This is a genomic window from Rhizobium rhizogenes NBRC 13257 (assembly GCF_000696095.1).
GTDB lineage: Bacteria > Pseudomonadota > Alphaproteobacteria > Rhizobiales > Rhizobiaceae > Rhizobium > Rhizobium rhizogenes.
Genome location: NZ_BAYX01000001.1, coordinates 529,562 through 551,811 on the forward strand (window position 1 = coordinate 529,562; position 22,250 = coordinate 551,811).

General features: G+C 57.1%; 25 protein-coding genes. 11 read left to right on the forward strand and 14 right to left on the reverse strand.

The features are described 5' to 3' along the window. The first annotated feature begins 37 nt into the window (after nt 1-37). The 6 genes from RRH01S_RS02545 to RRH01S_RS02570 all read left to right on the forward strand — a co-directional run bounded on the left by RRH01S_RS02545 (nt 38) and on the right by RRH01S_RS02570 (nt 2,960). Complete coding sequence (locus RRH01S_RS02545; protein WP_042469856.1) at nt 38-598, forward strand: lysozyme family protein; 561 nt, start codon at nt 38-40, stop codon at nt 596-598. Next, complete coding sequence (locus RRH01S_RS02550; protein ID WP_042469858.1) at nt 595-900, forward strand: hypothetical protein; 306 nt, start codon at nt 595-597, stop codon at nt 898-900. The genes RRH01S_RS02545 and RRH01S_RS02550 overlap by 4 nt, the downstream gene beginning before the upstream one ends. Beyond that, nucleotides 897-1,283, forward strand: coding sequence for a hypothetical protein (locus RRH01S_RS02555; RefSeq protein WP_042469859.1), 387 nt, complete (start codon nt 897-899; stop codon nt 1,281-1,283). The genes RRH01S_RS02550 and RRH01S_RS02555 overlap by 4 nt, the downstream gene beginning before the upstream one ends. Nucleotides 1,284-1,502: 219 nt before the next feature. Continuing rightward, the gene (locus tag RRH01S_RS34145) at nt 1,503-1,823 is read left to right on the forward strand and encodes a hypothetical protein (RefSeq protein WP_131597802.1); all 321 of its coding nucleotides are present in this window, start codon (nt 1,503-1,505) and stop codon (nt 1,821-1,823) included. Next, the gene (locus RRH01S_RS02565) at nt 1,820-2,143 is read left to right on the forward strand and encodes a hypothetical protein (RefSeq protein WP_042469863.1); all 324 of its coding nucleotides are present in this window, start codon (nt 1,820-1,822) and stop codon (nt 2,141-2,143) included. The genes RRH01S_RS34145 and RRH01S_RS02565 overlap by 4 nt, the downstream gene beginning before the upstream one ends. A gap of 184 nt (nt 2,144-2,327) precedes the next feature. After that, nucleotides 2,328-2,960 (forward strand): NYN domain-containing protein, encoded by a 633-nt coding sequence (locus tag RRH01S_RS02570; protein WP_042469865.1) that lies wholly within the window; start codon nt 2,328-2,330, stop codon nt 2,958-2,960. Nucleotides 2,961-3,629: 669 nt separating this feature from the next. On the opposite strand, the gene RRH01S_RS02580 is transcribed toward RRH01S_RS02570, so the two are convergent. Beyond that, nucleotides 3,630-3,956: a hypothetical protein gene (locus RRH01S_RS02580; protein ID WP_042469870.1), complete on the reverse strand. Its 327-nt coding sequence runs from the start codon at nt 3,954-3,956 to the stop codon at nt 3,630-3,632. A gap of 445 nt (nt 3,957-4,401) precedes the next feature. Here RRH01S_RS02580 and RRH01S_RS02590 point away from each other — a divergent pair, with 445 nt between their 5' ends. After that, nucleotides 4,402-5,445 carry an IS110 family RNA-guided transposase gene (locus RRH01S_RS02590; RefSeq protein WP_042469874.1) on the forward strand — a complete coding sequence of 348 codons (1,044 nt, stop codon included), beginning with the start codon at nt 4,402-4,404 and terminating at the stop codon, nt 5,443-5,445. A 343-nt stretch (nt 5,446-5,788) separates the two neighbouring features. Further along, nucleotides 5,789-6,298, forward strand: coding sequence for a hypothetical protein (locus RRH01S_RS02595; protein ID WP_042469876.1), 510 nt, complete (start codon nt 5,789-5,791; stop codon nt 6,296-6,298). Between the two features lie 173 nt (nt 6,299-6,471). On the opposite strand, the gene RRH01S_RS02600 is transcribed toward RRH01S_RS02595, so the two are convergent. The 5 genes from RRH01S_RS02600 to RRH01S_RS33370 all read right to left on the reverse strand — a co-directional run bounded on the left by RRH01S_RS02600 (nt 6,472) and on the right by RRH01S_RS33370 (nt 10,238). After that, entirely contained in the window at nt 6,472-7,320 is an 849-nt protein-coding gene (locus tag RRH01S_RS02600; protein ID WP_234711634.1) for a tyrosine-type recombinase/integrase, read from the reverse strand. A 203-nt stretch (nt 7,321-7,523) separates the two neighbouring features. After that, on the reverse strand, nt 7,524-7,997 hold the full coding sequence (locus tag RRH01S_RS02605; protein ID WP_042469880.1) for a helix-turn-helix domain-containing protein: 474 nt from the start codon (nt 7,995-7,997) through the stop codon (nt 7,524-7,526). After that, the gene (locus RRH01S_RS02610; RefSeq protein WP_042469881.1) at nt 7,994-8,290 is read right to left on the reverse strand and encodes a hypothetical protein; all 297 of its coding nucleotides are present in this window, start codon (nt 8,288-8,290) and stop codon (nt 7,994-7,996) included. Before RRH01S_RS02610 ends, RRH01S_RS02605 begins: the two co-directional genes overlap by 4 nt. Further along, nucleotides 8,290-9,396 (reverse strand): tyrosine-type recombinase/integrase, encoded by a 1,107-nt coding sequence (locus tag RRH01S_RS02615; protein ID WP_042469883.1) that lies wholly within the window; start codon nt 9,394-9,396, stop codon nt 8,290-8,292. The genes RRH01S_RS02610 and RRH01S_RS02615 overlap by 1 nt, the downstream gene beginning before the upstream one ends. 515 nt (nt 9,397-9,911) lie before the next feature. Further along, nucleotides 9,912-10,238 (reverse strand): helix-turn-helix domain-containing protein, encoded by a 327-nt coding sequence (locus RRH01S_RS33370; RefSeq protein ID WP_080705406.1) that lies wholly within the window; start codon nt 10,236-10,238, stop codon nt 9,912-9,914. Between the two features lie 102 nt (nt 10,239-10,340). On the opposite strand from RRH01S_RS33370, the gene RRH01S_RS33105 reads away from it, so the two are divergent. Beyond that, a complete protein-coding gene (locus RRH01S_RS33105; RefSeq protein ID WP_052365168.1) occupies nt 10,341-10,862 on the forward strand; it encodes a hypothetical protein in 522 nt (173 codons plus the stop codon). Nucleotides 10,863-11,073: 211 nt separating this feature from the next. On the opposite strand, the gene gvpU is transcribed toward RRH01S_RS33105, so the two are convergent. The 4 genes from gvpU to RRH01S_RS02635 form a co-directional block, all read right to left on the reverse strand. Further along, nucleotides 11,074-11,523, reverse strand: coding sequence for a gas vesicle accessory protein GvpU (gene gvpU, locus RRH01S_RS34150; RefSeq protein WP_131597804.1), 450 nt, complete (start codon nt 11,521-11,523; stop codon nt 11,074-11,076). Between the two features lie 7 nt (nt 11,524-11,530). Further along, on the reverse strand, nt 11,531-12,169 hold the full coding sequence (locus RRH01S_RS02630) for a hypothetical protein (protein ID WP_131597806.1): 639 nt from the start codon (nt 12,167-12,169) through the stop codon (nt 11,531-11,533). Nucleotides 12,170-12,205: 36 nt separating this feature from the next. Continuing rightward, nucleotides 12,206-12,757 (reverse strand): hypothetical protein, encoded by a 552-nt coding sequence (locus RRH01S_RS34155; RefSeq protein WP_131597808.1) that lies wholly within the window; start codon nt 12,755-12,757, stop codon nt 12,206-12,208. 206 nt (nt 12,758-12,963) lie between these two features. Then, entirely contained in the window at nt 12,964-14,040 is a 1,077-nt protein-coding gene (locus tag RRH01S_RS02635; RefSeq protein WP_042469889.1) for a tyrosine-type recombinase/integrase, read from the reverse strand. Nucleotides 14,041-14,177: 137 nt separating this feature from the next. Between RRH01S_RS02635 and dusA the strand changes: the two genes are divergently transcribed. Further along, the gene (gene dusA, locus RRH01S_RS02640; RefSeq protein ID WP_267880578.1) at nt 14,178-15,173 is read left to right on the forward strand and encodes a tRNA dihydrouridine(20/20a) synthase DusA; all 996 of its coding nucleotides are present in this window, start codon (nt 14,178-14,180) and stop codon (nt 15,171-15,173) included. A gap of 303 nt (nt 15,174-15,476) precedes the next feature. Here the strand turns inward: dusA and RRH01S_RS02645 are convergent, their stop codons facing one another. The 4 genes from RRH01S_RS02645 to uvrB form a co-directional block, all read right to left on the reverse strand. Next, on the reverse strand, nt 15,477-15,689 hold the full coding sequence (locus RRH01S_RS02645) for a cold-shock protein (RefSeq protein WP_007696646.1): 213 nt from the start codon (nt 15,687-15,689) through the stop codon (nt 15,477-15,479). A 440-nt stretch (nt 15,690-16,129) separates the two neighbouring features. Further along, nucleotides 16,130-17,188, reverse strand: a complete 1,059-nt coding sequence (locus RRH01S_RS02650; RefSeq protein WP_012651678.1) for an adenylate/guanylate cyclase domain-containing protein — start codon at nt 17,186-17,188, stop codon at nt 16,130-16,132. 101 nt (nt 17,189-17,289) lie between these two features. Next, a complete protein-coding gene (locus RRH01S_RS02655; RefSeq protein WP_012651677.1) occupies nt 17,290-17,736 on the reverse strand; it encodes an SRPBCC family protein in 447 nt (148 codons plus the stop codon). A gap of 103 nt (nt 17,737-17,839) precedes the next feature. Continuing rightward, complete coding sequence (uvrB, locus tag RRH01S_RS02660; protein ID WP_012651676.1) at nt 17,840-20,674, reverse strand: excinuclease ABC subunit UvrB; 2,835 nt, start codon at nt 20,672-20,674, stop codon at nt 17,840-17,842. 280 nt (nt 20,675-20,954) lie between these two features. Between uvrB and RRH01S_RS02670 the strand changes: the two genes are divergently transcribed. Continuing rightward, complete coding sequence (locus RRH01S_RS02670) at nt 20,955-22,205, forward strand: MFS transporter (protein WP_012651675.1); 1,251 nt, start codon at nt 20,955-20,957, stop codon at nt 22,203-22,205. Nucleotides 22,206-22,250 lie beyond the last annotated feature (45 nt).

A 22,250-nucleotide genomic window follows, 5' to 3' on the forward strand; every position in this document is an offset into this window, starting at 1 on the left:
TCTCGGTTGCCTTTCTCATTCATAGGATCATCAAAAAATGAACCACGCGAAGTTCTTCGCGGCGGTCGCTTCGTCGTTGTTCGGCGGTCGACTGACGCAGCCGCAGGTCGATGGCATCAACGCGCTGCTGGCCGCCTCAGCAAGCCTGCCTGCGGCGCAAGTCGCATACGTGTTTGCCACGGCCTATCACGAGACCGCCAAGACCATGCAGCCGATCGCCGAGTATGGCCGCGGCAAGGGCAGGTCATACGGCAAGCCAGGTCGCAACGGTGGCCAGATCCCATATGGGCGCGGCTTTGTGCAGACGACGTGGGACGCCAATTACGAGCGCACCGATAAGGAGCTTGGGCTCGATGGCGCGCTCGTAAAGAATTACAACTTGCTCCTGACAGACACCAACATGGCGGCACAGGCCGCGGTGCGTGGCATGGTCGAGGGTTGGTATACCGGTCGCAAGCTCGCCAACTATTTCGGCGCGCGCAATGACCCGGTGAACGCTCGACGCATCATCAATGGCACAGACAAGGCGCAGATGATCGCTGGCTATTGGTCGTTGATCTATAAAGCTCTGCTAGACGCTGTGGATGACGCCGCATGAGCACGGCCCGAAGCACAAGCAGTCGCCGTTTTTCCAAGTGGCTTGTGGCCGTCAATGTCCTTCTGGCATGGGCGGCCATTTTCTTGGCCATTGTCTACCTGCAGGCCGCGGCAGTTGTTGCCAGCGGCTTCGCCTTCATCGGCCTTGTGGCGGGCGCCTACATGGGCATCGGCCATGCCGACTACCGGGCGTTCGTTCGCAACGCGCAGCCGGCGCCGGAAGTGGCCAACATTGCCGGTGGCGTTGTTGCCGGTGGCGGAGATTTCCCGCTCGTCGACACATCTTCTCAGGAGAAAACATGATCTCCATTATTGCGAAACTGCTTGGCGGCAGTGAGCTGGCGGCATGGGCTGTGATCTCCCTTCTGATGGTCGCGGCGTTCGGCGGCACGTACGCCCTGGCTGATCACCGTGGCTATGGACGTGCCGAGACTCACTATACCGCACAGATTGCCCAGATGAAGGCCGACGCCGCAACGGCTCGCGCCGACGAGATCGATCGCCAGAGCGCTGTGAATGATGCAGCAAAGGCCGCTGAAGCCAGGCGCATCGCTGAGATACAGGCCGCCAATCAATCCCTCCAAATCCAAATCGAGGAGCTACAGCGTGAAGCTGATCAAGATCCTGACGCTAACCGCTCTGCTCTCGGTGCTGACAGCGTGCGGCGCATTAACCAGATCCGATAAACTCGCCGTTCCGCCACCGCCACCGAAGCTTTCCGCTCCGGATAGCGCGCTGACGAAGGATTGCGATGCGCCCGTCGATATCGGCAGGGCGCCATTGAGCCAAAGCAAGACAGAGAAGTTCTGGATGAAAGATCGCCAGTCTCTCGTTGAATGCCGGCGCCGCCATGGTGCCTTGAGAGACTTCTACGCCGATCGTGACGGCAGGCTGGTTGGCAAGAAATGAGCGATACAGTCGTAAAATTGAAGGCCGAGAGTGGCGACTTTCTAGCGTCGCTTGCCGATGCGGCTCAGATTCTTCTTGAGGTCCGCGATGCTCTTCTCGGTTTCCTTGATTCCGGCGAAGAGCTCGTCCGCCTGGACAGTGATGCCTCTACCGCATCCGTCACAGGAGAACTTATCGTTAGACTTCAGCCAAGCGATGCTTTTCTTGGTCTTATGACCACAGTTAGGGCATGGCATCGCGATCTCTTTGCTCTCGAACATGCTTTCTCTCCGGTTGCGTTTTCGATTACAAACACAACTAATGAGTCCATGCAATGACCGGCGCCGAACTGATGGGCGTGGTGCTGTTCGGCATCACCGTATTCGGCACGATTTTTGGTGTGTTCAAGTTTCTTGACGGCAAGTTCGCAGCGCTGCGTGAAAAGGTCGATAATGTCGACAAAGGCCTTTCCGATCACAAGGTGCACTCGGCTGAGAATTTCGCCACCAAGGCAGGCATGCATGAGCAGACCAACCAAATCATGCGAGCGATCGAAACCGTCGGCAGTCGCCTCGATAGCGGGCTAGCCGGTCTCAGCGATCGCCTCGATCGTCTCTATGAAAACCCACCGCGCCGCACAACAACGGGTAGAGGGTAATGAAACACCAATTCGAAAATATAACACCTGTTAAAAACAGGGTTGATTATTAAGAATTGGAGAGTAAATGTACGGCCCATACAAACCCCTCAGAAAGCCTCCCGCGCGACGGTACAAAGCGGACTGAGTATATTGACCCCGGGGATGCCATTTATGGCGTCCCCGTATTCATTTTTGAGGGCGCATGGCCGATCAGGTTGTAAGGTCTCCCAGAATCAGAATTTTTGTGGATTTCTGGAACTTTTCCCTGTCTTTGCGGCGCGTCGATGAAAATCACAAGATTGATTGGAAGAAAGTTGCGCCAGTTCTAACGAACGAGGCTGCTGCGTTAGTTGGTGGCCCAGTCGCTTGCGCATATGAGGCGATGCATGTGTTCGGGTCGTATGATCCGGCCAAGCCCAACGATGTCAAATTCAAAAATTGGTACACTACTTGGCTTGATAAGCAGCCTGGCGTTCATGTTGAACTTCTTGAGCGGCAGAAGAAGCGAACTCACGCAAAATGCCCTCACTGTCAAGGCGAGCAGACCGCTTGTATACATTGCGGTTCCGACCCGCGAGGTACAGAAGAAAAGGGAGTCGACACTCGCATTGGAACGGAAATGATCAGTCTGGCTTGGTCAAACGGCTATGAAATAGCAGTCCTAGCTTCAGCTGATAGGGATTTTGTGCCGGTCGCCGACTTTCTTCAGACGAAGGGAATCAAGGTGATACATGCAGCTTTTCCGCCAAGCGGCAGTCAACTCTCACAGCGTTGCTGGGGAAATTTCGATGTCATAAAAATCATGAATCAGTTTGCGCTTCCGCCAGGGGGCTAGACGATTTTAATCAGCACATCAGCAAGCCGCCCAGCCCTAACCGGTTGGGCGGCTTTTTTCGTTTTCAGATATCAGTTTGATCGGCCCGAGCGAGGAAATGAAAGCCAGATAGGCATTCGTCAACTTATGCCGGAAAAAGCGGCGTACATGGATTTAATCCAATAGCTTCAAACCATCGGACGATCTTTCGAAAGTTTGGGTCATTATGTCGGAGACTATTATCAATCTCCCATCCCGCATGGACCATTTCGTGCTGTTACTTGTCATAGAGGTGTTAGATTTGCTAATCCACCTAAAGGACACTGTATTATCAATGATTTGGCAGTCATAGATATTATCAGCTGAGCTTTGAAGACGAACCCAGCCGTCGTCCAATTCAGTAATGAGAGGGGCGGACTTCAGGAAAAAATACGTCATTCCTCCTGCCTCACATATCTCAGATTTGGACCAGGAATTATTCTGAGCTGTGGCTGGTGAAAAAGTCAAACCGAGTATCATGACCGTCGTCATTAACCGCATAGAATCCTCCGCCCAAAAAGCTATTGGTAAAGTGGCTGCAATGAATGAGAGCATTAGTAAAACAATAAGCAATTTTTGAGAGAATGTCGAATTGCAATCCACTTCGGCCGATCGACGCTGGCCGAGAATTTTTCAATTTAGGGAAATTTCCTAAGCGCGCCCGTCTATGTCGCCATCCTCGTCCAATTCGCGCACCGGCAGATAGGCATTCGTTTCCAGCCATTCCTTGACGATGTGCCGGATCATGTCGTTTCGCGTCATGCCGAGTTCTCCTGCGATGGAAAGCAAGGCATCCTCTGTTTCCGCTTCAAGGCCGATCGGCGCGGCGTTCCGTATCAGCAGCGCCGCACGTCGCAGCATCACCTGCAGATCGGCGCGCGATGCGTCTCCTATGCGGTCGGCTACGTGCTCAAGCTGACCCGCCATATCCCCTGACATGCGTGCGTCTCCGTTTTTAAAGATGGCGCTACTCATCATGTCTCTCCTTCAGGTTTGGTCAAGGCTTGGCGTCCAGCCTCGCGTTATGCCCCGGCTCATCACGCCAGAGGCAAGCGAGAGCTGATGCCGCAGGTGCTGGATTCTGTGCACGAGATCCTCAATGGCGGCCCTTGCATCTCCGCTATGGGCGGCAAGGATTGCCTCGATTGGATCAAATTCCGGCTCTTCGGGTATTACGGCGGCTTCGGCACTCATCGGACACACATCTCCGTCCCGCCTGTCGGGCGGTTCTCATCATCAAGTTGTAGGTAAACTCAGGCCGGGGCGCAGCTCGCGTTTGTTCTCAAAATGTTCTCATTTTAGCGGAGAGTCAAGCCGAAGCGAAAAATTGACATTCAAGCGATCGAGAGTCCCACTGGCGAGGGCGCCTGCAGCGGCAGCGCCCTAAAATTCAAATGCAAACCGCTTCGCCAGGAGGCCTTCGATGAAAGAAGTTGCAACTGTTGGATTGGATATCGCCAAGCAGGTGTTTCAGGTGCATGGCTCAGACGCGCTAGGCAAGAGCCTGTTTAACAAGAAGCTTCGACGTGTAGAGGTGAAATCGTTTTTCGAGAAGCTTCCGCCTTGTGTTGTCGGCATAGAAGTCTGCTCAAGCGCCCATCATTGGGCACGGGAAATCGGCGCGTTGGGGCACGAGGTCAAATTGATCCCTGCGCAATATGTTAAGCCCTTTGTAAAGCGGGGCAAAACGGATGCCACTGACGCTGAGGCCATCAATACTGCCCTTATGCATGCCAGCATGCATTTTGTTCCAGTGAAGACGCGAGAGCAGCAAGCCGTGACTATTCGGATTAAGACCCGTGCACTCCTCGTTCGCCAGAGGACGAAAGCCATTAACGCGCTGCGTGCTCATTTGGCTGAGTTCGGCTTGGTCGTTCCGGAAGGCAACGCGAACTGGGACGCCTTGGCAGAGAAAATTGATGCCAAGGATGATGAGCAATTGCCGCCGAATGTGGTCTCTTCGCTTTCAATTATCAATGAGCAGATCAAAGCGCTTTCGGAGCAGATCGGAAAACTTGATAAGGAAATCGCGCTCCATGCTAAACAAGATGAAGACATATCCCGATTAACAACCATCCCTGGTGTCGGGCCACTTATCGCATCGACCATAAAGGCTTATGTTCCAAATGCCGGCCTATTTAAATCTGCCCGTCATTTTGCGGCCTGGCTCGGTCTAGCGCCAAAGACTCGTTCGACAGGAGGTGTGTCCCGCCTCGGCCGCATCTCGAAAATGGGCAATAAGGAGTTGCGATCATTGCTCGTATTGGGGGCAAGATCGGCTATTGCCTGGGCTCGCAAGCGTGAAAAAGGGCAGCCTTGGTTAAAGCGGTTGATCTCAAGGCGACCGTATAGGGTCGTTGCAGTCGCCTTTGCCAATAAGACTGCGAGAATAATTTGGGCGTTGTTGAAGAAGGGCGGCATCTACAAACAACGCGATGAGCCTTTGGCAGAACCTTCGATAGGATAACCAGACCTGAATGCCAGTTAGGTGCGGTACATGAACGATGGTTCTGGAGTGGTGAAAAATGAGTGGAACAGGTCGTGAATATTCTTCAGGCATTATAATGCCGAGTCCAGGTTTGGCCACTTCGCTCGCGTAACCAAATAGGTGCCAAAGCAGTTCATTCCTGCGCATAGGCCGATTTCCGGTATGCGTACCACGGTTTCAAAGGAACCAAGTTCATTACGCACCGCGGGACGTTCTTCGTTTCGACAAGGGACGTCCCGCACATCTGTTGATGAGGTAGCCTCGGGGCGCACTTCGCTGCGTATGGTGACTTGGTACTCGCGATTTTTTTGGGGAGGATATCATGGTTGCTATATCAACTGTTCTCGGCGCTGCAGGCGAACATTACGTGATGTGTCAATTACTTCGCCGTGGTCTCATCGCTGCACTGGCGCCCGTGGGTGTGCCCAACTGCGATATCGTGGTGACGGATGGTATCGGGGATCGTCTTTGCGCGGTTCAGGTGAAGACGCGGCTCGATAAAGGCTCTGACGGCGGATGGCATATGAGCAAGAAGCATGAGGCGATCATAGCGCCAAGATTATTTTATGCTTTCCTCGATTTCGGTAAGTCGCTCACTGACCCGCCCATGTGTTTTTTGGTGCCGAGCGCAACGGTAGCCGACGTTTTAAAAAGGGGTCATGCGGTCTGGTTGTCCAAACCCGGCAAGAATGGACAGCAGCACAAGGACAGCGATTTCCGGCGGTTTCTTCCAAACTATGATAAGGTTGGAGTTCCTATCGGATGCGGCGCCGGTTGGCTGGAACCCTACCGCGAAAAGTGGCACAGTTTGGTGGAACAGGTAACGGCATAGTGACCAATCAATGCGGTCAATCTTTTAAATTCCGTTTCGCGCAATAAGCGAAAAAGAGCCTGCCGCTTAGCAGGGGACGAATGACGGCAGGCCCAAAGCTCAGTTGCGTGCGTAAACAACTAGAGCTGCGGGTAGTGGGGTAGACCCGCGTGCGCAAAACGAAGATCGAGAAATTATGTTCCCGGTCGTATCGCCTCAGCAGCCTCCAATTTCGCGATCGCCCGCTCTGCGAGGTCAAGCTTTCCGCCTAAGTAGTGGGCGTCAAGGATTTGATGCACATCGAGCATGGAATGGCCGGTAATCGCCGCTATCTCGGCTACGGTGCAGCCGGCGAGAGCGAGCCGTGTCACCGCTGTGCCGCGCAAATCATGGAATGTCAGGCCATTGATATGCGCGCCATCACAGCACCTTCGCCAGGCGGTGCGAAACCCCTCCGCCGTCCAGGTGTCGCCACGCGTATTCACCAATATCGTTCCGTGGCGTCCACCGCGTTCACCTATCTCTGCCCTCAGCGTTGCGCCTACTGGAATGATCACGCGAACGCCGGTCTTGCTTTGCTGCATCTTCAGCACCTTGCCATCATAAGAGCTCCATTGTGCGCGCAGAAGATCGCCTTGGCGTTGGCCAGTCCATAGAGCCATCAACATAGCCAGACGCATATATGTAGGCGCCACAGCCGTGAACTTTGCTATGTCATCGACCGTCCAAATCCGATCGCGGCGATTGGCGTGATATAACCGGCCGCCTCGCTCGCAGACGTTTATGGCAATTCGGCCACGGTCTTTGGCAAACGATAGAACGCGGGCGAGGGTTGTCCAGGCGTAGTCGGCCGCGCGCGGCGTTTCAGCCATAGTGTCGCGCCAGTTTTTGAATTTGCCGCGCGTCTCCTTCTGCTCGATCTCCGACAACGAGAGGCGTCCGAATTTTTCGCGGACCATGTCGAGGTATATCAGATAGTCTTTGCTGGTTGCCTTGCTCAGCATTCGGAAATCGGATGAACTGCGGAACTCGCGGATTAACATTGATAGGTCGTTCGTCTTCGGATTACGCCGGCAATCGTGGGCAGCCGAAAAGGCAGCTGGAAGGGCGGGGTCGTCGGGTTGAAGCGGCTTTCCGTCCGCGTCCCTAAGAAGCGGGCCACCGCGCCAAGCGTAGCAGTAGGTCTGCAACGTGCCGTCCGAAAGCGTCCGCTGGACCTTGGCTAGGCCCTTAAAGTTAGTGCGGGTCATTTCTTTTTTGCCGCCTTGGCTGCCTTGCGCGCCGCAACCAAGGCCTCATATCGAGCTAAAAATCCTGTTTGACCGTCAATCGCACGTTCGACGGCGAGCTCGTGTGCGCGCTTGCGCGTGCCATAACGTACCGTCTTCGGGGCGGAGATCGGAAAATCACGCTGGGTATGCCGTTTGATGAAGCTTTCAATTTCCTCCGGAGCAAAGACCAGACGGCTGCGTTCTGTGCCGCGGTCGACCTTCACATGCGCGAGTTCGCCGTGTCGGACTAGATCTCGGATCGTTGCTATGGAGACGGCAAGGAGCTCCGCAACCTCTTTTATGGGGAGCAGCCGACGAATTGGCTGCTCTTTCATGCCTGCCATGAATGCAAGCTGTACATCTTCACTACGCCATCCGAGATCAGGGTTCAAAGGCGTCGTGAATCGGACGTAGTACAGGGCGGCTTGCTGGATTTTTTGGTCGTTCATGATTGGGACTCCGTGCGGCCGCTTCTTGATCTCTTCCACACGCCCAAATTCTCTTTTCCATCAGGCGCGGCCGCAGAAAAGCCGGCCGTTATGCCAAAATACCCATCATAGAATTTCTTGACTAGCGGAACAGGTCGACCGTCGTGGAGCGGATCGATGCGAGGGAAGCCCTTCCGCTCTAGTGCTGGAATGACGGTCTTTATCCACATGGAGGCGCGCTCTTTTCCAACGATGGCTAGCGCTAGCTGTTGGTCTGTGGCGAACAGAGGAAGCTCCGAAAGCAGATCGGTCATTACTTACCCCATTTTACGTGATGCCGTGAAAGCAGTAGCGGGTCTTTCCACCAGTCCAACCTGCGCCAAGCATCAGGGACGGGTAATGTATTGATTGCCTCTATCAGCGGTGCCTGCGCCACGTTGGTATAGTGGCGGCTCATATCGTTGGCCGCGTGGCCAAGGATCTGGTCTTTGATGTGGGGATGGACGCCGTTCACGACGAGTTGCGTGCTAACAGAGTGGCGGGCGGTGTACGGACTGACGTCGGTGATTTGCAAACCTGCTTTCGCAAGACGTTTACGGGTGCCGACAATGCCGTTGCTCAATTGACCACCGCCTTCGGCCGAGATCACATAGGGAAGTCCCCTAAAGGTCCTGAACACTTGCCGAGATTTATCACGCCGCTTCAACAACGATTCAAACAGGGGCACCAGGAAGTCATGCATGGGCACACCGCGTGGTTCCCCTGTCTTTGAATTGCCGATAACAATCCACCGCCGGTCCACATCTATGTCCGCGGACTCGAGCGTGAATAGCTCGATCGGCCGCATGCCAGTATAGAACAGTGCGGTCATCACCATTGCTGGAGCGGGGGACATGGCGGCCACAAACTGTGCTGCACGATCATAGGGTGCAGGCCGCGTGCCACTCCGAGTCTCACCTCGGTGACGTACCGTTCCCTTACGCTTGCGTGGTCGTGACCATTGCCGAACATCAGCCCAATCGTTCTTCACCGCATGGTTCCATACTGCGATGAACGGGGTGTAACATTGGCGATTTCGCGTTTCTGGCGACGCGTTTGGCAGAAGCTTCAATGAAGCTGCATCGAGATCGTTCTGGCGGAGTTTTCGAAGAGGCTTGGTGCCGAAGTGTTTGCAGATCGCCGACAAGAACCTCAGCGATCCGCCACCCTTCAGATATGATTCCGCCGCCTGCTCAAATGTGGCGTTGACCTTCCTTCCGAATATGCTCTCGTCGAGCACCTCTTTGCTTCGAATGGTGAGGATGACTTCGGCGACGTCCCGGTCAGCGATTCCAGTGCTTTCGTAGACATAAATGCTACGGATCGTTCCACGGAGCCACCAGTTGGGAGAGTCTTTTCTTCTGACGAGTTTGAGCACCACATGCACCTCCAGCAAGAAAACAAACAATCGCCGCCGGCACGAATGCCGACTGCAGTAACGTTGTCTCCTCGATGTGGTGGCGTGCGGATTGGTGGGCCGCGTTTAGAAGGTATTGTCTGGCAACGGAGCGGTCAAGATGCCGCGATCACGAGGCGAAGTTGCAACGATTGGCAAACGTTTCCAGTCGGAACGTTTGGTTGACGCCCCTCCATCGGCAGCCGACATAGGTATTTCTCGCAAAGACATTCACAACGCCAGACATGTGCGCTCGGAATGGATCGCGGCTAGCTTCGCGATGTCTATTTGCCTTGTATCGGCCGACGCTTCGCTCTCGGGGTGTGTCCTAAACCACTCCGATGCCTCTCGTACCCGATCGCCATGCGGCGATGGATATGAGCCGAGCCGCAACACCCATTCGCGTACGGTCTCTCGCTCCATCCGACCTTTTTCGTACCGGTCGCGGACGGTTTTGACTGACGCTAAAAGGTCATTGATTTTCGTGGCCGTGTTATCCGTCATCCGCCGCTCCCTGGGCCGCCGTCGCCTTCTAAGAATTCTGGATATTGGATTGTCTGGGAGTCATCAGTGTCTATCGGTGAGCTCGCAGACGAAGCAATACGCACGCCCGGACCGCCAGAGCCTGAGTAGGTGCCGTCAAGAAAGACGACGCCGGCGGCTTCTAGGGCTCGCTCCACGTCTCGAAGGGTGCGCTCGTATGGAGTTGTCTTCTCTGCCTCAAAGTTTGCCAGCGTTGCGCGGCCTACGCCCGCCGCCTCGCAAAGTTCAGCTTGTGACCATCCTATAATCCCGCGAGCCGCGCGACATTGAGAAGGTGTGATCATTTTATATCATCCAATGCAAAATGTATTGACTTTGTTGAAAGTCGATGTATTTTGTATCGTGTTGTAACAAATGATCCACCCGGACGCAACAAGGAGGCCGCCATGACAATCCATCAGCCCATCGCTCATTCCAATAGACGCGCATTGCCACGCTCGCTGATCGCAAGACGACCCAATCAGAATGCTCAGGAATTCCAGTTTGCGATTGGTGATTTCGTCTGTTTGACCGCGACCGGCGAGCCCGCGCTGGTCGTTAGCAGAACGCAGACGGCTGATTGTGAGGATGAATACACCATCGATTTTGGCGGCGGCGACGCAGCACCTGCAGATGTCTTTGAGTCGGAAATCGAGGCAATCAAGCCGGAATTCAAGCACGCGAACGCGCCTATGCGGCAGCGGCGCATCTTTGATTTTCGGTGGAAGTTCCAAATCGGCCAGCGCATCGATTACCACGGGGCGCCTGGCGTGATCTTGTCCAGGCACTCAACCGCCAAAGGTTGCCAGTTTTATAACATCTGGATCGACGTCGCCGACGAAAATCTACCGTTCAGATGGGTATTCGCAGACGCTCTGACGGCTCGCAGTTTCGATTGCTCGACTGCAGATGCTCTCGAGCTTGCTTAAGGATTCAGACCCTGCCGGCCATCACGCGGCAGGCGAGTCGGTGCGCCCCAACCGTACCGGCGGCCGTTGGTGCTTCTCTCTGGGCGCCGACGGCTCCCTATTACCATCGCCACCACAAGCCTGCCCGTCGGCCTCACCAGCCGGCGGGTTTTTTTGCTTGGTTTCCGATTGGAATTAAAACTTAAACCGAATTGCGGTCATCTCAAGATGTTTACTTCGGCGGACCTTTTTCAAGTCGCCCTAGAAAGAAGCCATCGACACTTGACAACCGACCGCGCCATGTCGCGCCGACATCACTCGGGATGCTGTTGCCGGCGCTATCAAAGAATCTTGCATCACTGAGATGAAGATAGGCGGCCGGTGGAAGCGGAGTTCCATCTCTGTTCTCAGCAAGATATTGTCGGCCAAATCCTATATAGTGCTGGCGAACGTTTGTCGCTAACTCGCCAGTGAATAAGCTTGAATACTGGTTTGCAAACGATTCGAAGTATTCTGCTCCGCCGATCAAAGTGCCCGAAATAAGTGTACCTCCGACACTGATTGTAATATTGAACTTCCCCCCAGCATCATTGGCCACTTGCACCAACATTTCAAGCAACCAGTCATGCTCAGGATCGTCTTCGGATGTATTCCTATTTTCGGATGTGCTTACTTCACTCACGTCAGCCTCAATTCAGTTTGTCGACAAGAAGTGGAGCGGTTGGATTGATGGCGGGGTTTTGGCGATGTTCTGGGTCTACTTCAAAAGAGCCAAGAAACACGAAATTCTCGCGGGCTTCGTGGTCAACCTCCAAAACGGAATATACAATTTCCCTTTCACTAGGAACAGCTTCGGCCTGAGTTATTCGGACGCCCATTCGATACTTTCGCTCGCTAGCTATGTGGAGAATATTATGTAGAGCCGGGGAAATTGCCGCCGGAACCGCAACATGCGTCACAGGATGGCTTTCAGTATAAGCCTTTAATATATCGGTGACTTTTCGGAGTTTCCATTTGCGATTTTCCTCGAACAACTGCACCTTATATGTTGACGGTATCCCATCCAAAAAAAGGTCCACCGTCTGCTTCGGGGCATTGGCAAAAATCGCGGCGATCTCGCTTGCGGATATTTTGCTCCATACCTCAGCCGCAGATAGTTCTAGCGCGGTCGACGTAACTAGATCATTCGCTGCACCGCCATCGAGTATGGTCTCGTGCAAAAACTCGCTCAGTGCTTGGATAAATACTTTGAAGCCATTGGGATGCCCCAAGCTCGCAGCTAGGGATCTCGTGGTTGATGGCCGCGATGTCCAAGTTACTAATCTCATCGCATCATCCTATAGTGAAATGGTTACCGAGGTCGTTCACTCAACACCAAGATAGTGGATGTCCATGGTAATTCCAAATTTCTCCCAAACTCGCGCCGCCGCTTCCAGGTGTTCCCGCTTCTGTGGTCGATTTTTACTGCCGTATCGACCGGATTTATTAGATATTATCCATCCGTTAGTGCCAAACGATTCGTCATACACAATCTCACCCCCGATGCGTGCGCGACGTTCGCCCGCTATAAGGGAGGGATGACCCAATCTTAAAAATTCTATTGCGGGATCAAATGGTATCGAGCGAGAAATTGGATGGTGGTATCGCTGTCCTAGTTCGTCGGTGTATGTCACCTCCTCAAGCGCAAACCATATTTCCCCATTCTCATCTAACAACCACAGGACGATGCAGCATTCGTGGGTCAGGCGCGTCAGCCCGAGGCCCTCAGTTGCAGTGGCAAAGAGGTCTTTTATGAGCTTGGCGCTTTGCGCGTCGAGACAAGCAAGCGTTCGAGGCGAGAACGTTTCTTCGCCTGGCCCCACGTAAGGTGGTGGCGTGGCTGGACCGAAAAGTGTGTCTAGTTCAGTTAGGCTCATAGAAATACCATTGGCATACACATTTGGTAGATCACAGAGTTGATAAATCTACAACCTTTGTGAGAGTGTCAAGAACGCCAATGACGCCAACGACGTGATGTGCATCCATACTTTTCTTGAATTTGCTCGCACTCATGGCAATGCCATTCTTTGGTTGGCAGAGCAACTCAATCGCGAAGGCCGCTTCATTACGTGCCTGGGTGAGGTCAATTGCAAACCGATTCCAGCCACTTCCACCCCGCAAACTTATCGCCCACCTCGCGTAGATGCGAATAGCGTTGCAGCGAATTCCATGAGCGGTGACCACTAACACTGGCGGCGAGAGGGATGGTGCGGCCCATCTCAAAAAGGCGCGACACGCCTTCATGACGAAGATCGTGGAAATGCAGATCGTCGATCTCAAGTAGCTTGCACGCTCGTGTGAACGCGGCACTGATCGCGTTTGTACCGTAAGGGAATATCCTGTCACCTTTCCGAGGCATAGATTCGATTACTCTCAAAGCTTCTGGTGGAAGTTCGACCCAGACATCATTGCCCTGCTTCTGTCCAGGATGCTTCATGTCGCGCACCAGTATTCGGCTGTGCGACTTGTCCAGATCGATCGATTCTATCCGTGTGATCTCCTCCTGCCGCCGCGTCGAGAAGATGGCGAAGGCGATGATCTTATGCATCGGTGCAGACCGCGGCGCACGCTTTTGCCGATCTATGAAGTGCTCCATGAGCTTGTCGAGCTCTGGCAGGGTAGGGCGCCTGTCCCGTTCAGCCGATTTCGATATCGTGCCTAGTTTGCCAAGAACTATTTGAGCATCCTTCATCGCTGCTTGATCCAGTTGCATAGCCCAAGCTGGTCGCGCAACGCGAAAGACTGCAGCAAGATGAGAAATGTAATTGCCGACGGTCTGTGGCTTCCTGTCGCCGGCCAGTAGCTCCCTGGCGAAGGCCACGATGTGCTCACTGCGAATGGCAGCACAATCCATCTGAGCAATCGCGTAATCCTTGATCGATTTTAGGCACTGGGCTTTCGTGCGGCCGATCAACTTCTCACTCTCTTTAATATACATATCGATGGCATCAGCCAGTGTACTAGAGGGTGCCTGCGCCCGCTCCAGAGCGCCCGGCTTATCCAGTTCGGCTTCACGGAAGCGAATCCACGCTTCCGCTTCGCGACGACGGTCGAACGTCTTGGCTTCGCGCAACACAATCGCGCCGCCTTTCTTTCGAAGTATCTGCGCGGTATAACCGACTGATCCGTCCTTGCGCTTACGAGCGTTTATAGTGCCCATCGGTACGACATACCTCGTTGGAAGTGCTACATTGTTGTACCGCACACTGAAAAACGGTGCAACAGCCAGAAAAAGTCTGACATATCGTGACAAAAAATATCGGCCATAACGAATTGAATTTATACGAAAAAGCCCGCATTTCAGGCCGCAAGATTTTCGCCGTGGCCCCGATGATCGACTGGACTGACCGCCATTGCAGATATCTGCACCGGCAGATCAGCCGCCATGCGCTGCTCTATACCGAGATGGTGGTGGCGGATGCGATCATCCATGGGCCGCGCGACCGCCTGCTGGGGCATGATGTCAGCGAGCATCCTGTTGCGTTGCAGCTCGGCGGTTCCGATCCGGCCAAGCTTTCCAATGCCCTACAGATCGCCGAAGCCTATAATTACGACGAGATCAATCTCAATGTCGGCTGTCCGTCAGACCGTGTGCAATCGGGGACCTTCGGCGCCTGCCTGATGCTGACGCCGGAGACGGTGGCAGAGTGCATCGCGGCGATGAAGGCGGTGTCAAAGGCGCCGGTGACGGTGAAATGTCGGATCGGCGTTGACGAGCAGGAGCCGGAACAGGCGCTGCCGGAGCTGATCGCCCGCGTGCTCGATGCCGGTGCCGACGCTATCTGGGTACACGCACGCAAGGCCTGGTTGAAAGGCCTGTCGCCGAAGGAGAATCGCGAGATCCCGCCGCTGGACTACGACATCGTCTACCGCATGAAGCAGCGCTGGCCCGATGTCTTCATCGGCATCAACGGCGGCATCCAGACGCTGGATCAGGCGGAGGCGCATCTCGCCCATGTCGACGGCGTCATGCTCGGCCGCGCCGCCTATCAGAACGCCGCCATCCTCGCCGATGTCGATCATCGCTTCTTCGGCGAAGCGGCCGTCGAGCCGGACTGGAACGACCTGCGCGACCGGATGATGGCCTATACCGAACGCCACATCGCGAGTGGCGGCCGCGTACACCACGTCGCCCGCCACATGGTCGGTCTCTTCACCGGTCTTCCGGGCTCGCGGCGCTACCGCCAGATCCTGTCGACCGACGCCAACAAGCCGGGGGCAGAGCCGGAGGTGATCGCGGCGGCGTTTGCGGCGGTGGATTTTGGCGGGGATGCGGAGCGGGTGAGCGCCTGAGGGGCTGGTGATTCCCGCCTGCCCTCGTGGTTCGAAGGCCCTTCGGACCGCCTCACCGTGAGGGCTAATTGACCGGCGCTTACGGGAGCAGTTTCGTGTTTAAAGATTACCTCACACTCCGTCATCCTCGGGTCAAGCCCGAGGATGACGGAGTGTTGGGATATTCCGGGGCAGACGATGGACCTGCGGTAAGGGAGATAGGCCAAGCGTGCTTCAGGACGAGGGCTGCCCCATCTCCACAAACGCGAAACGGCGCGGTTTGCACCGCGCCGTTCGAAACTTTATCCGGATATCAACTAAGACTTAGGAAGCCTGGATGTTGACGGCCTTCGGGCCCTTGCCCATGCGATCCGGCTCGGTGTCGAAGGTGACCTGCTGGCCTTCGCGCAGCGACTGGATGCCGGAAGCCTGGAGAGCGGAGATATGGACGAATACATCCTTAGCGCCGCCATCAGGAGTGATGAAACCAAAACCCTTGTCCTGGTTGAAGAATTTTACGATGCCCTTGGTGGCCATTGGGATAGTCCTTTTCCCTACAGTCTGAATATTGCCCGAGATCTCCCGGACGGCTTTGCCCCCGCGAAATGCGAAAGCCAGTCGAGAAGTTCACGTACGGGGAAAGAACGTCTACGCAGAGGTTAACCCCCTGAGGCTGCCTCGCGCAGTCGGCATTGCCAAATCAGTCCAGTCACCGGCATGCAAATGCCCGAGCACACTATGGGTGACAGGATTTGCGGCAAAAGGCAAGGGGGAATATTAGGGCAGAGCCAAGAAAGAGGAGGGATTGGAGGGGGATTTCAAGGGGTTGGAAAGGAGAGGACCACGATCGCCACCCGAAAGCGCATAACTAAATGCCATTTGCACGAAAAGCATTGCTGACTTGCACGTTGATTGAGCTGGGATTTAAATTCAACCTAATCACTACTGATTTAATTTTAATGGTGTCGCCACCGATCTCACCCCTCTACCAAAGTAAAAACCCCACACGGCTCCGCAATCCCGCGCAACACATGTTCGCCCAGCGGCATCAGCGCCATCTTCGTCTCCGCCGCAACTGCCCCTGAGATCAGCACATTGTAGCCAAGCGGCTTGCAGAGGCCTTCGAGGCGGCTGACCAGGTTGACGGCGGGGCCGATGGCGGTGAAGTCCAGGCGGTCAGCGGCGCCGATGTTGCCCCATAATATTTCGCCGAAGTGCAGGGCCATGCCGAAGGGGAGCGGCGGCAGCCCTTGCGCTTGCCGCACGCCGTCGAGATGGGTCATGCCGGCGCGGACGGCGGCTGCCGCGCGCAGGGCCGCGTCGCAGGCTTCGGTCGGCGTGCTGGTGACGGGGAAGATCGCCAGTGCTCCGTCGCCGATGAACTTCAGCACCTCGCCGCCGAAGGCGTTCACCGAGCCGGTGACGCGGTCGAACCAGGAGTCGAGAATGGCGATCATCGCCGCCGGCTCCGTCACTTCGGACAGGGCGGTGAAATCGCGCAGGTCGGCGCAGAGAAGCGCGGCGCGGATGGTCTCGCCGGTGCCGCGGGAGAGCGAGCCGGCCTGAACGCGGGCTGCACTTCGCCGGCCGAGATAGGCTTCGAGCAAGGCTGCCTGTGCCGCCCGCGCGGACAAGGCAGCCAAGGGTGCGGCGGCGAAGCGGGCGGTCTCGTGCAGCCGGTCGGTCTCGGCGGGGTTGAAGGGCCGGGTTCCGGCCCAGCCCAGCAACGGACTGTCCAGCGCAGCGCCGATCGTCGTTTCCTGTACTGGGCCGAGCCCGGCCAGCCAATCGTGACCGGCTTGGCTGAGCGGACTGCCGGCGAAACCCAGCGCCTCGATCACCGCCCCGGTTTCTGCCCGCCACAGCCAGGTGCGGCGGGCGATTATCGGATGCGGCACCGCGAGCGTCAAGGCGCCGCCTGCCAGCGGCAGGCCATCGGCCAGCAGCCGGCCGCCGAGATCGGCCAGGAAGGATTCAGGGCCGGGCGAGGTGCCGGCCTCGTCAACCAGCCAGGCAAGGGGGGCGGGCAGATCCATGCCGCGATCATGCCATGGCAGCCAAGGGTTGTCATCCGCGCCATGAGCGTCGTTCACCTTGGAAGGGCGATCGGCTCAAGAGAAGTGACGGCGGAAAGATGTCATATCCTGCCGGAAAACGAGTCCGGAGGCGGCGTGCGCCCAGCCGCGACTTCGGCCAGCCGGCCGAGATAATGAGCCCAGCCTTCCGCATGGCCGGCGCATTGGTCGGCGTTGGGCAGGCCGGTATGGGTCAGGCGCAGCAATGTTCCGTCCGGCTGCTCGATCAGGTCGATCTCGACCAGGCTCGATCCCGGCGGCACGATTTCACTGCCGTCCCAGCCGAAGCTGTAGGCCAGTCGATGCACCGGCACCACCTCGCGAAAGGAGCCGCGTGCAAAACGGGCGCCGGTGACATTGACGAGATAGAGCCCTCCGGGCTGAGGCTCGATCTGCGCCTCCGTTCCCATCCAGCGCAGTATCTTTTCCGGATCGGTCAGCAGGGCGAACACGGCGGCAGGTGGCGCCGCGATATGGGTTTCACGGCGGACGACGAGGGCTTCTTGCATGTCTCTCTCCCGTTGTTGTTGTCGCTTGCTCCGCTCGGCGGGGCTTCTCCTCACCCGGCAGCATGTAGGCAAAAGCGCGATCTCAACAAGGGGAGCGTGTATTCTACCGCCCAGGTCGCCCGGTCTTGCCCTTGGTGCGGCTCTTCCTCTGCTTCTCGTCCACCGCATCCTCATAGGATCCGACACCCGGCTTCGCGCGGATGACCGGCTTGTCCGGCACCTTGCCAGTCACCGGCTTTTCGGTGCGGCCGACGGTCATCTCGTCGAGGGTGTTCCTGCGGAAGAGCGGCGTGCCGGCGTCGCTGCCTGGACCCATTTCGTCTAGGCTTGGTTTGGTGAAGTAGGATGTGGATTGATCGGCGTTTCCGTCTGCCGCAGCCGGTGCTCGGGTCGAGCCCGAGGATGATGGGCTCGCGCTGCGTTTGGCTGAGGATGACGGTCCTTTCCCCTCAATGCTCTTCGCCTCTTCCCTTGCCATCGGATCGTCCATGACGGCGAGTTCGGCGGCCTTGAGGCGCTTGATCTCGTCGCGCAGTCTCGCGGCCTTTTCGAAATCGAGGTCGGCGGCGGCGTCGCGCATGGCTTTCTCCAGCGCGTTGAGATGGGCCTGCAGATTGTTGCCGACGAGATGGCCGCCATCGGCAAAGCCCTTGCCGGAGACGCCGCCGATATCGGCGCGGACGTGGTCTTTCTCGTAGACGCTGTCGAGAATGTCGGAGATCCTCGCCTTCACCGATTCCGGCGTGATGCCGTTTTCAGTGTTGTAGACCATCTGTTTTTCGCGGCGGCGGCTGGTTTCCTCCATCGCCCGCTTCATCGAGCCGGTGATGTTGTCGGCATAGAGGATGACCTTGCCGTCGACGTTACGGGCGGCGCGGCCGATGGTCTGGATCAGCGAGGTCTCCGAGCGCAGGAAGCCTTCCTTGTCGGCGTCGAGGATGGCGACAAGGGCGCATTCGGGGATGTCGAGACCCTCGCGCAGGAGGTTGATGCCGACAAGCACGTCGAAAGCACCCAAACGGAGATCGCGGATGATCTCGATGCGCTCCAGCGTGTCGATATCAGAGTGCATGTAGCGGACGCGGACGCCCTGTTCATGCAGATATTCCGTCAGGTCCTCGGCCATGCGCTTGGTGAGCACGGTGCAGAGGGTGCGATAGCCCTTGGCGGCGGTCTCGCGGATTTCGCCGAGCACGTCGTCGACCTGGCTGCGGGCGGAGCGGACTTCAACCGGCGGGTCGATCAATCCCGTCGGGCGAATGACCTGTTCGGCAAAGACGCCGCCGGATTGGTCCATTTCCCATGCGCCTGGCGTCGCCGAGACCGCGATCGTGTCCGGGCGCATGGCATCCCATTCCTCGAAGCGCAGCGGCCGGTTGTCCATGCAGGAGGGCAGGCGGAAGCCGTATTCGGCCAGCGTCGCCTTGCGCCTGAAGTCGCCCCGGTACATGCCGCCGATCTGGCTGACCGAGACATGGCTTTCGTCGATGAACAGCAGCGCATTGTCGGGGATATATTCGAACAGGGTCGGTGGCGGTTCGCCGGGGTTGCGGCCGGTGAGATAGCGCGAATAGTTCTCGATGCCTGCGCAGGAGCCGGTGGCTTCCAGCATTTCGACGTCGTAGCGGGTGCGCTGCTCCAGGCGCTGTGCCTCCAGCAGGCGGCCGGCCTTTTCCAGTTCGGCGAGCCGGATTTTCAGCTCTTCCTTGATATGGCGGATGGCACCGTTCAGCGTCGGGCGCGGGGTGACATAGTGCGAATTGGCGTAGATCTTCACCGATTTCAGGTCGCCGGTCTTCTGGCCGGTCAGCGGATCGAATTCGGTGATGGCGTCGATCTCGTCGCCGAACATGGAGATGCGCCAGGCGGCATCCTCCAGGTGGGCCGGGAAGATTTCGATCGTGTCGCCACGCACACGGAAGGAGCCGCGAATGAAATCCATGTCGCGGCGCTTGTATTGTTGTGCCACCAAGTCGGCCAGCAATTGCCGCTGGTCCAGCCGGTCGCCGACATTCATCTGGAAGGTCATCGCCGTATAGGTCTCGACCGAGCCGATACCGTAGATGCAGGAGACCGAGGCGACGATGATGCAGTCATCGCGTTCCAAAAGTGAGCGCGTCGCCGAGTGGCGCATGCGGTCGATCTGTTCGTTGATCGAGGATTCCTTCTCGATGAAGGTATCCGAGCGCGGTACATAGGCTTCCGGCTGGTAATAATCGTAGTAGGAGACGAAATATTCCACCGCATTGTCGGGGAAGAAATTCTTGAATTCGGAATAGAGCTGCGCGGCCAGTGTCTTGTTCGGGGCGAGGATGACGGCGGGGCGCTGCGTCGCCTCGATCACTTTCGCCATGGTGAAGGTCTTGCCGGAGCCGGTGACGCCGAGCAGCACCTGGCTGCGGTCGCCATTATCAAGACCCTCGACGAGGTCGCGGATGGCGGTCGGCTGATCGCCGGCCGGCTCATAGTCGGAGACCATGCGGATCGGGATGCCGCCTTCGGATTTGTTCGGGCGGGCCGGGCGGTGCGGCGTCCAGAGCTTGCCGTCCTTGAAGAGCGGATTGCCGCTCTCGATCAGCGCCGACAATGCTTCGACCGTCGCGGTGACGGCCGTACCGGCATCGGCGGCATTTTCCAGCGAGGTATCCATGCCGGACACCGGATTGAGGCCGGCAGCCGCGCGCGTCTTCGGATCGGTCGAGCCGCCCATGGAGGTGCCGCGTCCCGATTTCGAGGCGGCGATTTCCACCTTCTTGCGATGCTTGCCGGCCTTCGAGGCGATCTGCCGCTGCGTCTCGATGCCGGATGTCTCGGCTTCCGATTCCAGTTGCTTCACCCAGTCGGCGACGCTGCCGCTGAGCGGCGCGCCTTCAAATGGTGCTTGCGGCGCCTCTTCGAAACCGGTCGGGGCGGGGGACTTTTTCGGTGATCTGGCCATCGGGCGAATATGGCGAGAGTCAGCGCCGATGTGAAGAGGGGAAGAGTACAAAAGGGAAACAAGCGGTGGATTTTTCCGTTCGCCCAATATGTCAAATATGTTACAAGCCAAGCTGGCTGGTGCGTTATCGCTGATCTCGTCGGCATAGCGCGATCCTCAAAGGCGCCAAGGGAGGAGCCGGCCGCAACGTCGATATACCCGGCCAAGGCCGGGTTCCCCCAGCTTCGACGGCATCCGGACTTTGCCCGCCTCGCCGCCGCCATCCGGTCGGAGGATCATGATGACCGCATTGGATAGCTTACGTTCCTTGTCCCCCCAGCAAAGCAACACCGTCATCGCCGCCTATCTCGGCTGGACGCTGGACGCTTTCGATTTTTTCATATTGGTGTTTGTTCTCAAGCATATCGCAGAGGAGTTTCATACCGATGTTCCGGCGGTTGCGGTGGCGATCTTCCTGACGCTCGCCATGCGGCCGCTTGGGGCGTTGATTTTCGGCTTTGCGGCCGACAAATACGGCCGGCGCGCGACGCTGATGGCAGATGTGCTGCTCTATTCGGTGTTCGAGTTCCTGACCGGCTTTTCGACCGGCCTGACCATGTTCCTCCTGTTGCGGGCGCTCTTCGGCATCGCCATGGGCGGCGAATGGGGCGTTGGGGCATCGCTGACGATGGAGACCGTGCCGCCGGAATCACGCGGCATCGTCTCCGGCATCCTGCAGGCAGGTTATCCCTCCGGTTATCTGCTGGCGTCGATCGTGTTCTTCCTGTTGTTCCCGGTGATCGGCTGGCGCGGCATGTTCATGGTCGGCGCTCTCCCGGCGCTACTGGTGCTCTATATCCGTCGCAACGTCGAGGAGTCGCCGGCTTTCGTGGAGCGGCAGAAGAGGCCGCAACGGCCGTTCTTCACTGTGTTGCGTGAGAATATCCCGCTCTTCCTGTGGGCGGTGCTACTGATGACGGCATTCAATTTTTTCAGTCACGGCACGCAGGATCTCTATCCGACCTTCCTCGAAACCCAGCGGCAATATGACAGCCACACGGTCGGCGCCATCGCGATCGTCTACAATATTGGCGCGATGATCGGCGGGTTGACATTCGGGGCGCTGTCGCAGGGCCTCGGCCGGCGGCGGGGCATCGTCATTGCGGCGCTGCTGGCGATCCCGATCGCGCCGCTTTGGGTCTACGCGCATGGGCCGGTCATGCTCGCTATCGGCGCCTTCCTGATGCAGTTCTTCGTGCAGGGTGCATGGGGTATCGTGCCGGTGCATCTCAACGAATTATCGCCGGACGAGATACGTGGCACGTTCCCCGGTTTCGCCTATCAGCTCGGCAATCTGCTGGCCTCGGGCAATGCGTCGATTCAGGCGGGCCTGGCGGTGCATTGGAACGGTGACTATGCTTTCGCGTTATTGATTGTAGCCGTGATCGTCGCCGCCGTGGTGGCGGTGCTTGCCGGTTTCGGCTTCGAGAAGAAGGATATTCGCTTCGGCGGAAAGGGAGTGGAGGAGACCCCCGGCACGATGCCGATCTAGATCGCCGTGCCCCGTCGAAGCATGGCCGGCGGCTTAGTGCCGCCG

Excerpts from the sequence above, each read along its gene's own strand:
- RRH01S_RS34155 (WP_131597808.1), bottom strand. The coding sequence starts at position 12,757 with ATGAGCCTAACTGAACTAGACACACTTTTCGGTCCAGCCACGCCACCA.
- RRH01S_RS34145 (WP_131597802.1), top strand. The coding sequence starts at position 1,503 with ATGAGCGATACAGTCGTAAAATTGAAGGCCGAGAGTGGCGACTTTCTA.
- RRH01S_RS02610 (WP_042469881.1), bottom strand. The coding sequence starts at position 8,290 with ATGACCGATCTGCTTTCGGAGCTTCCTCTGTTCGCCACAGACCAACAG.
- RRH01S_RS02605 (WP_042469880.1), bottom strand. The coding sequence starts at position 7,997 with ATGAACGACCAAAAAATCCAGCAAGCCGCCCTGTACTACGTCCGATTC.
- RRH01S_RS02670 (WP_012651675.1), top strand. The coding sequence starts at position 20,955 with ATGACCGCATTGGATAGCTTACGTTCCTTGTCCCCCCAGCAAAGCAAC.
- RRH01S_RS02570 (WP_042469865.1), top strand. The coding sequence starts at position 2,328 with ATGGCCGATCAGGTTGTAAGGTCTCCCAGAATCAGAATTTTTGTGGAT.
- RRH01S_RS02580 (WP_042469870.1), bottom strand. The coding sequence starts at position 3,956 with ATGATGAGTAGCGCCATCTTTAAAAACGGAGACGCACGCATGTCAGGG.
- RRH01S_RS02635 (WP_042469889.1), bottom strand. The coding sequence starts at position 14,040 with ATGGGCACTATAAACGCTCGTAAGCGCAAGGACGGATCAGTCGGTTAT.
- RRH01S_RS02600 (WP_234711634.1), bottom strand. The coding sequence starts at position 7,320 with ATGTTAATCCGCGAGTTCCGCAGTTCATCCGATTTCCGAATGCTGAGC.
- RRH01S_RS02645 (WP_007696646.1), bottom strand. The coding sequence starts at position 15,689 with ATGGCCACCAAGGGCATCGTAAAATTCTTCAACCAGGACAAGGGTTTT.
- RRH01S_RS02545 (WP_042469856.1), top strand. The coding sequence starts at position 38 with ATGAACCACGCGAAGTTCTTCGCGGCGGTCGCTTCGTCGTTGTTCGGC.
- RRH01S_RS33370 (WP_080705406.1), bottom strand. The coding sequence starts at position 10,238 with ATGATCACACCTTCTCAATGTCGCGCGGCTCGCGGGATTATAGGATGG.
- RRH01S_RS02550 (WP_042469858.1), top strand. The coding sequence starts at position 595 with ATGAGCACGGCCCGAAGCACAAGCAGTCGCCGTTTTTCCAAGTGGCTT.
- RRH01S_RS02630 (WP_131597806.1), bottom strand. The coding sequence starts at position 12,169 with ATGAGATTAGTAACTTGGACATCGCGGCCATCAACCACGAGATCCCTA.
- RRH01S_RS02565 (WP_042469863.1), top strand. The coding sequence starts at position 1,820 with ATGACCGGCGCCGAACTGATGGGCGTGGTGCTGTTCGGCATCACCGTA.
- RRH01S_RS33105 (WP_052365168.1), top strand. The coding sequence starts at position 10,341 with ATGACAATCCATCAGCCCATCGCTCATTCCAATAGACGCGCATTGCCA.
- RRH01S_RS02555 (WP_042469859.1), top strand. The coding sequence starts at position 897 with ATGATCTCCATTATTGCGAAACTGCTTGGCGGCAGTGAGCTGGCGGCA.
- RRH01S_RS02655 (WP_012651677.1), bottom strand. The coding sequence starts at position 17,736 with ATGCAAGAAGCCCTCGTCGTCCGCCGTGAAACCCATATCGCGGCGCCA.
- RRH01S_RS02650 (WP_012651678.1), bottom strand. The coding sequence starts at position 17,188 with ATGGATCTGCCCGCCCCCCTTGCCTGGCTGGTTGACGAGGCCGGCACC.
- RRH01S_RS02590 (WP_042469874.1), top strand. The coding sequence starts at position 4,402 with ATGAAAGAAGTTGCAACTGTTGGATTGGATATCGCCAAGCAGGTGTTT.
- uvrB (WP_012651676.1), bottom strand. The coding sequence starts at position 20,674 with ATGGCCAGATCACCGAAAAAGTCCCCCGCCCCGACCGGTTTCGAAGAG.
- RRH01S_RS02595 (WP_042469876.1), top strand. The coding sequence starts at position 5,789 with ATGGTTGCTATATCAACTGTTCTCGGCGCTGCAGGCGAACATTACGTG.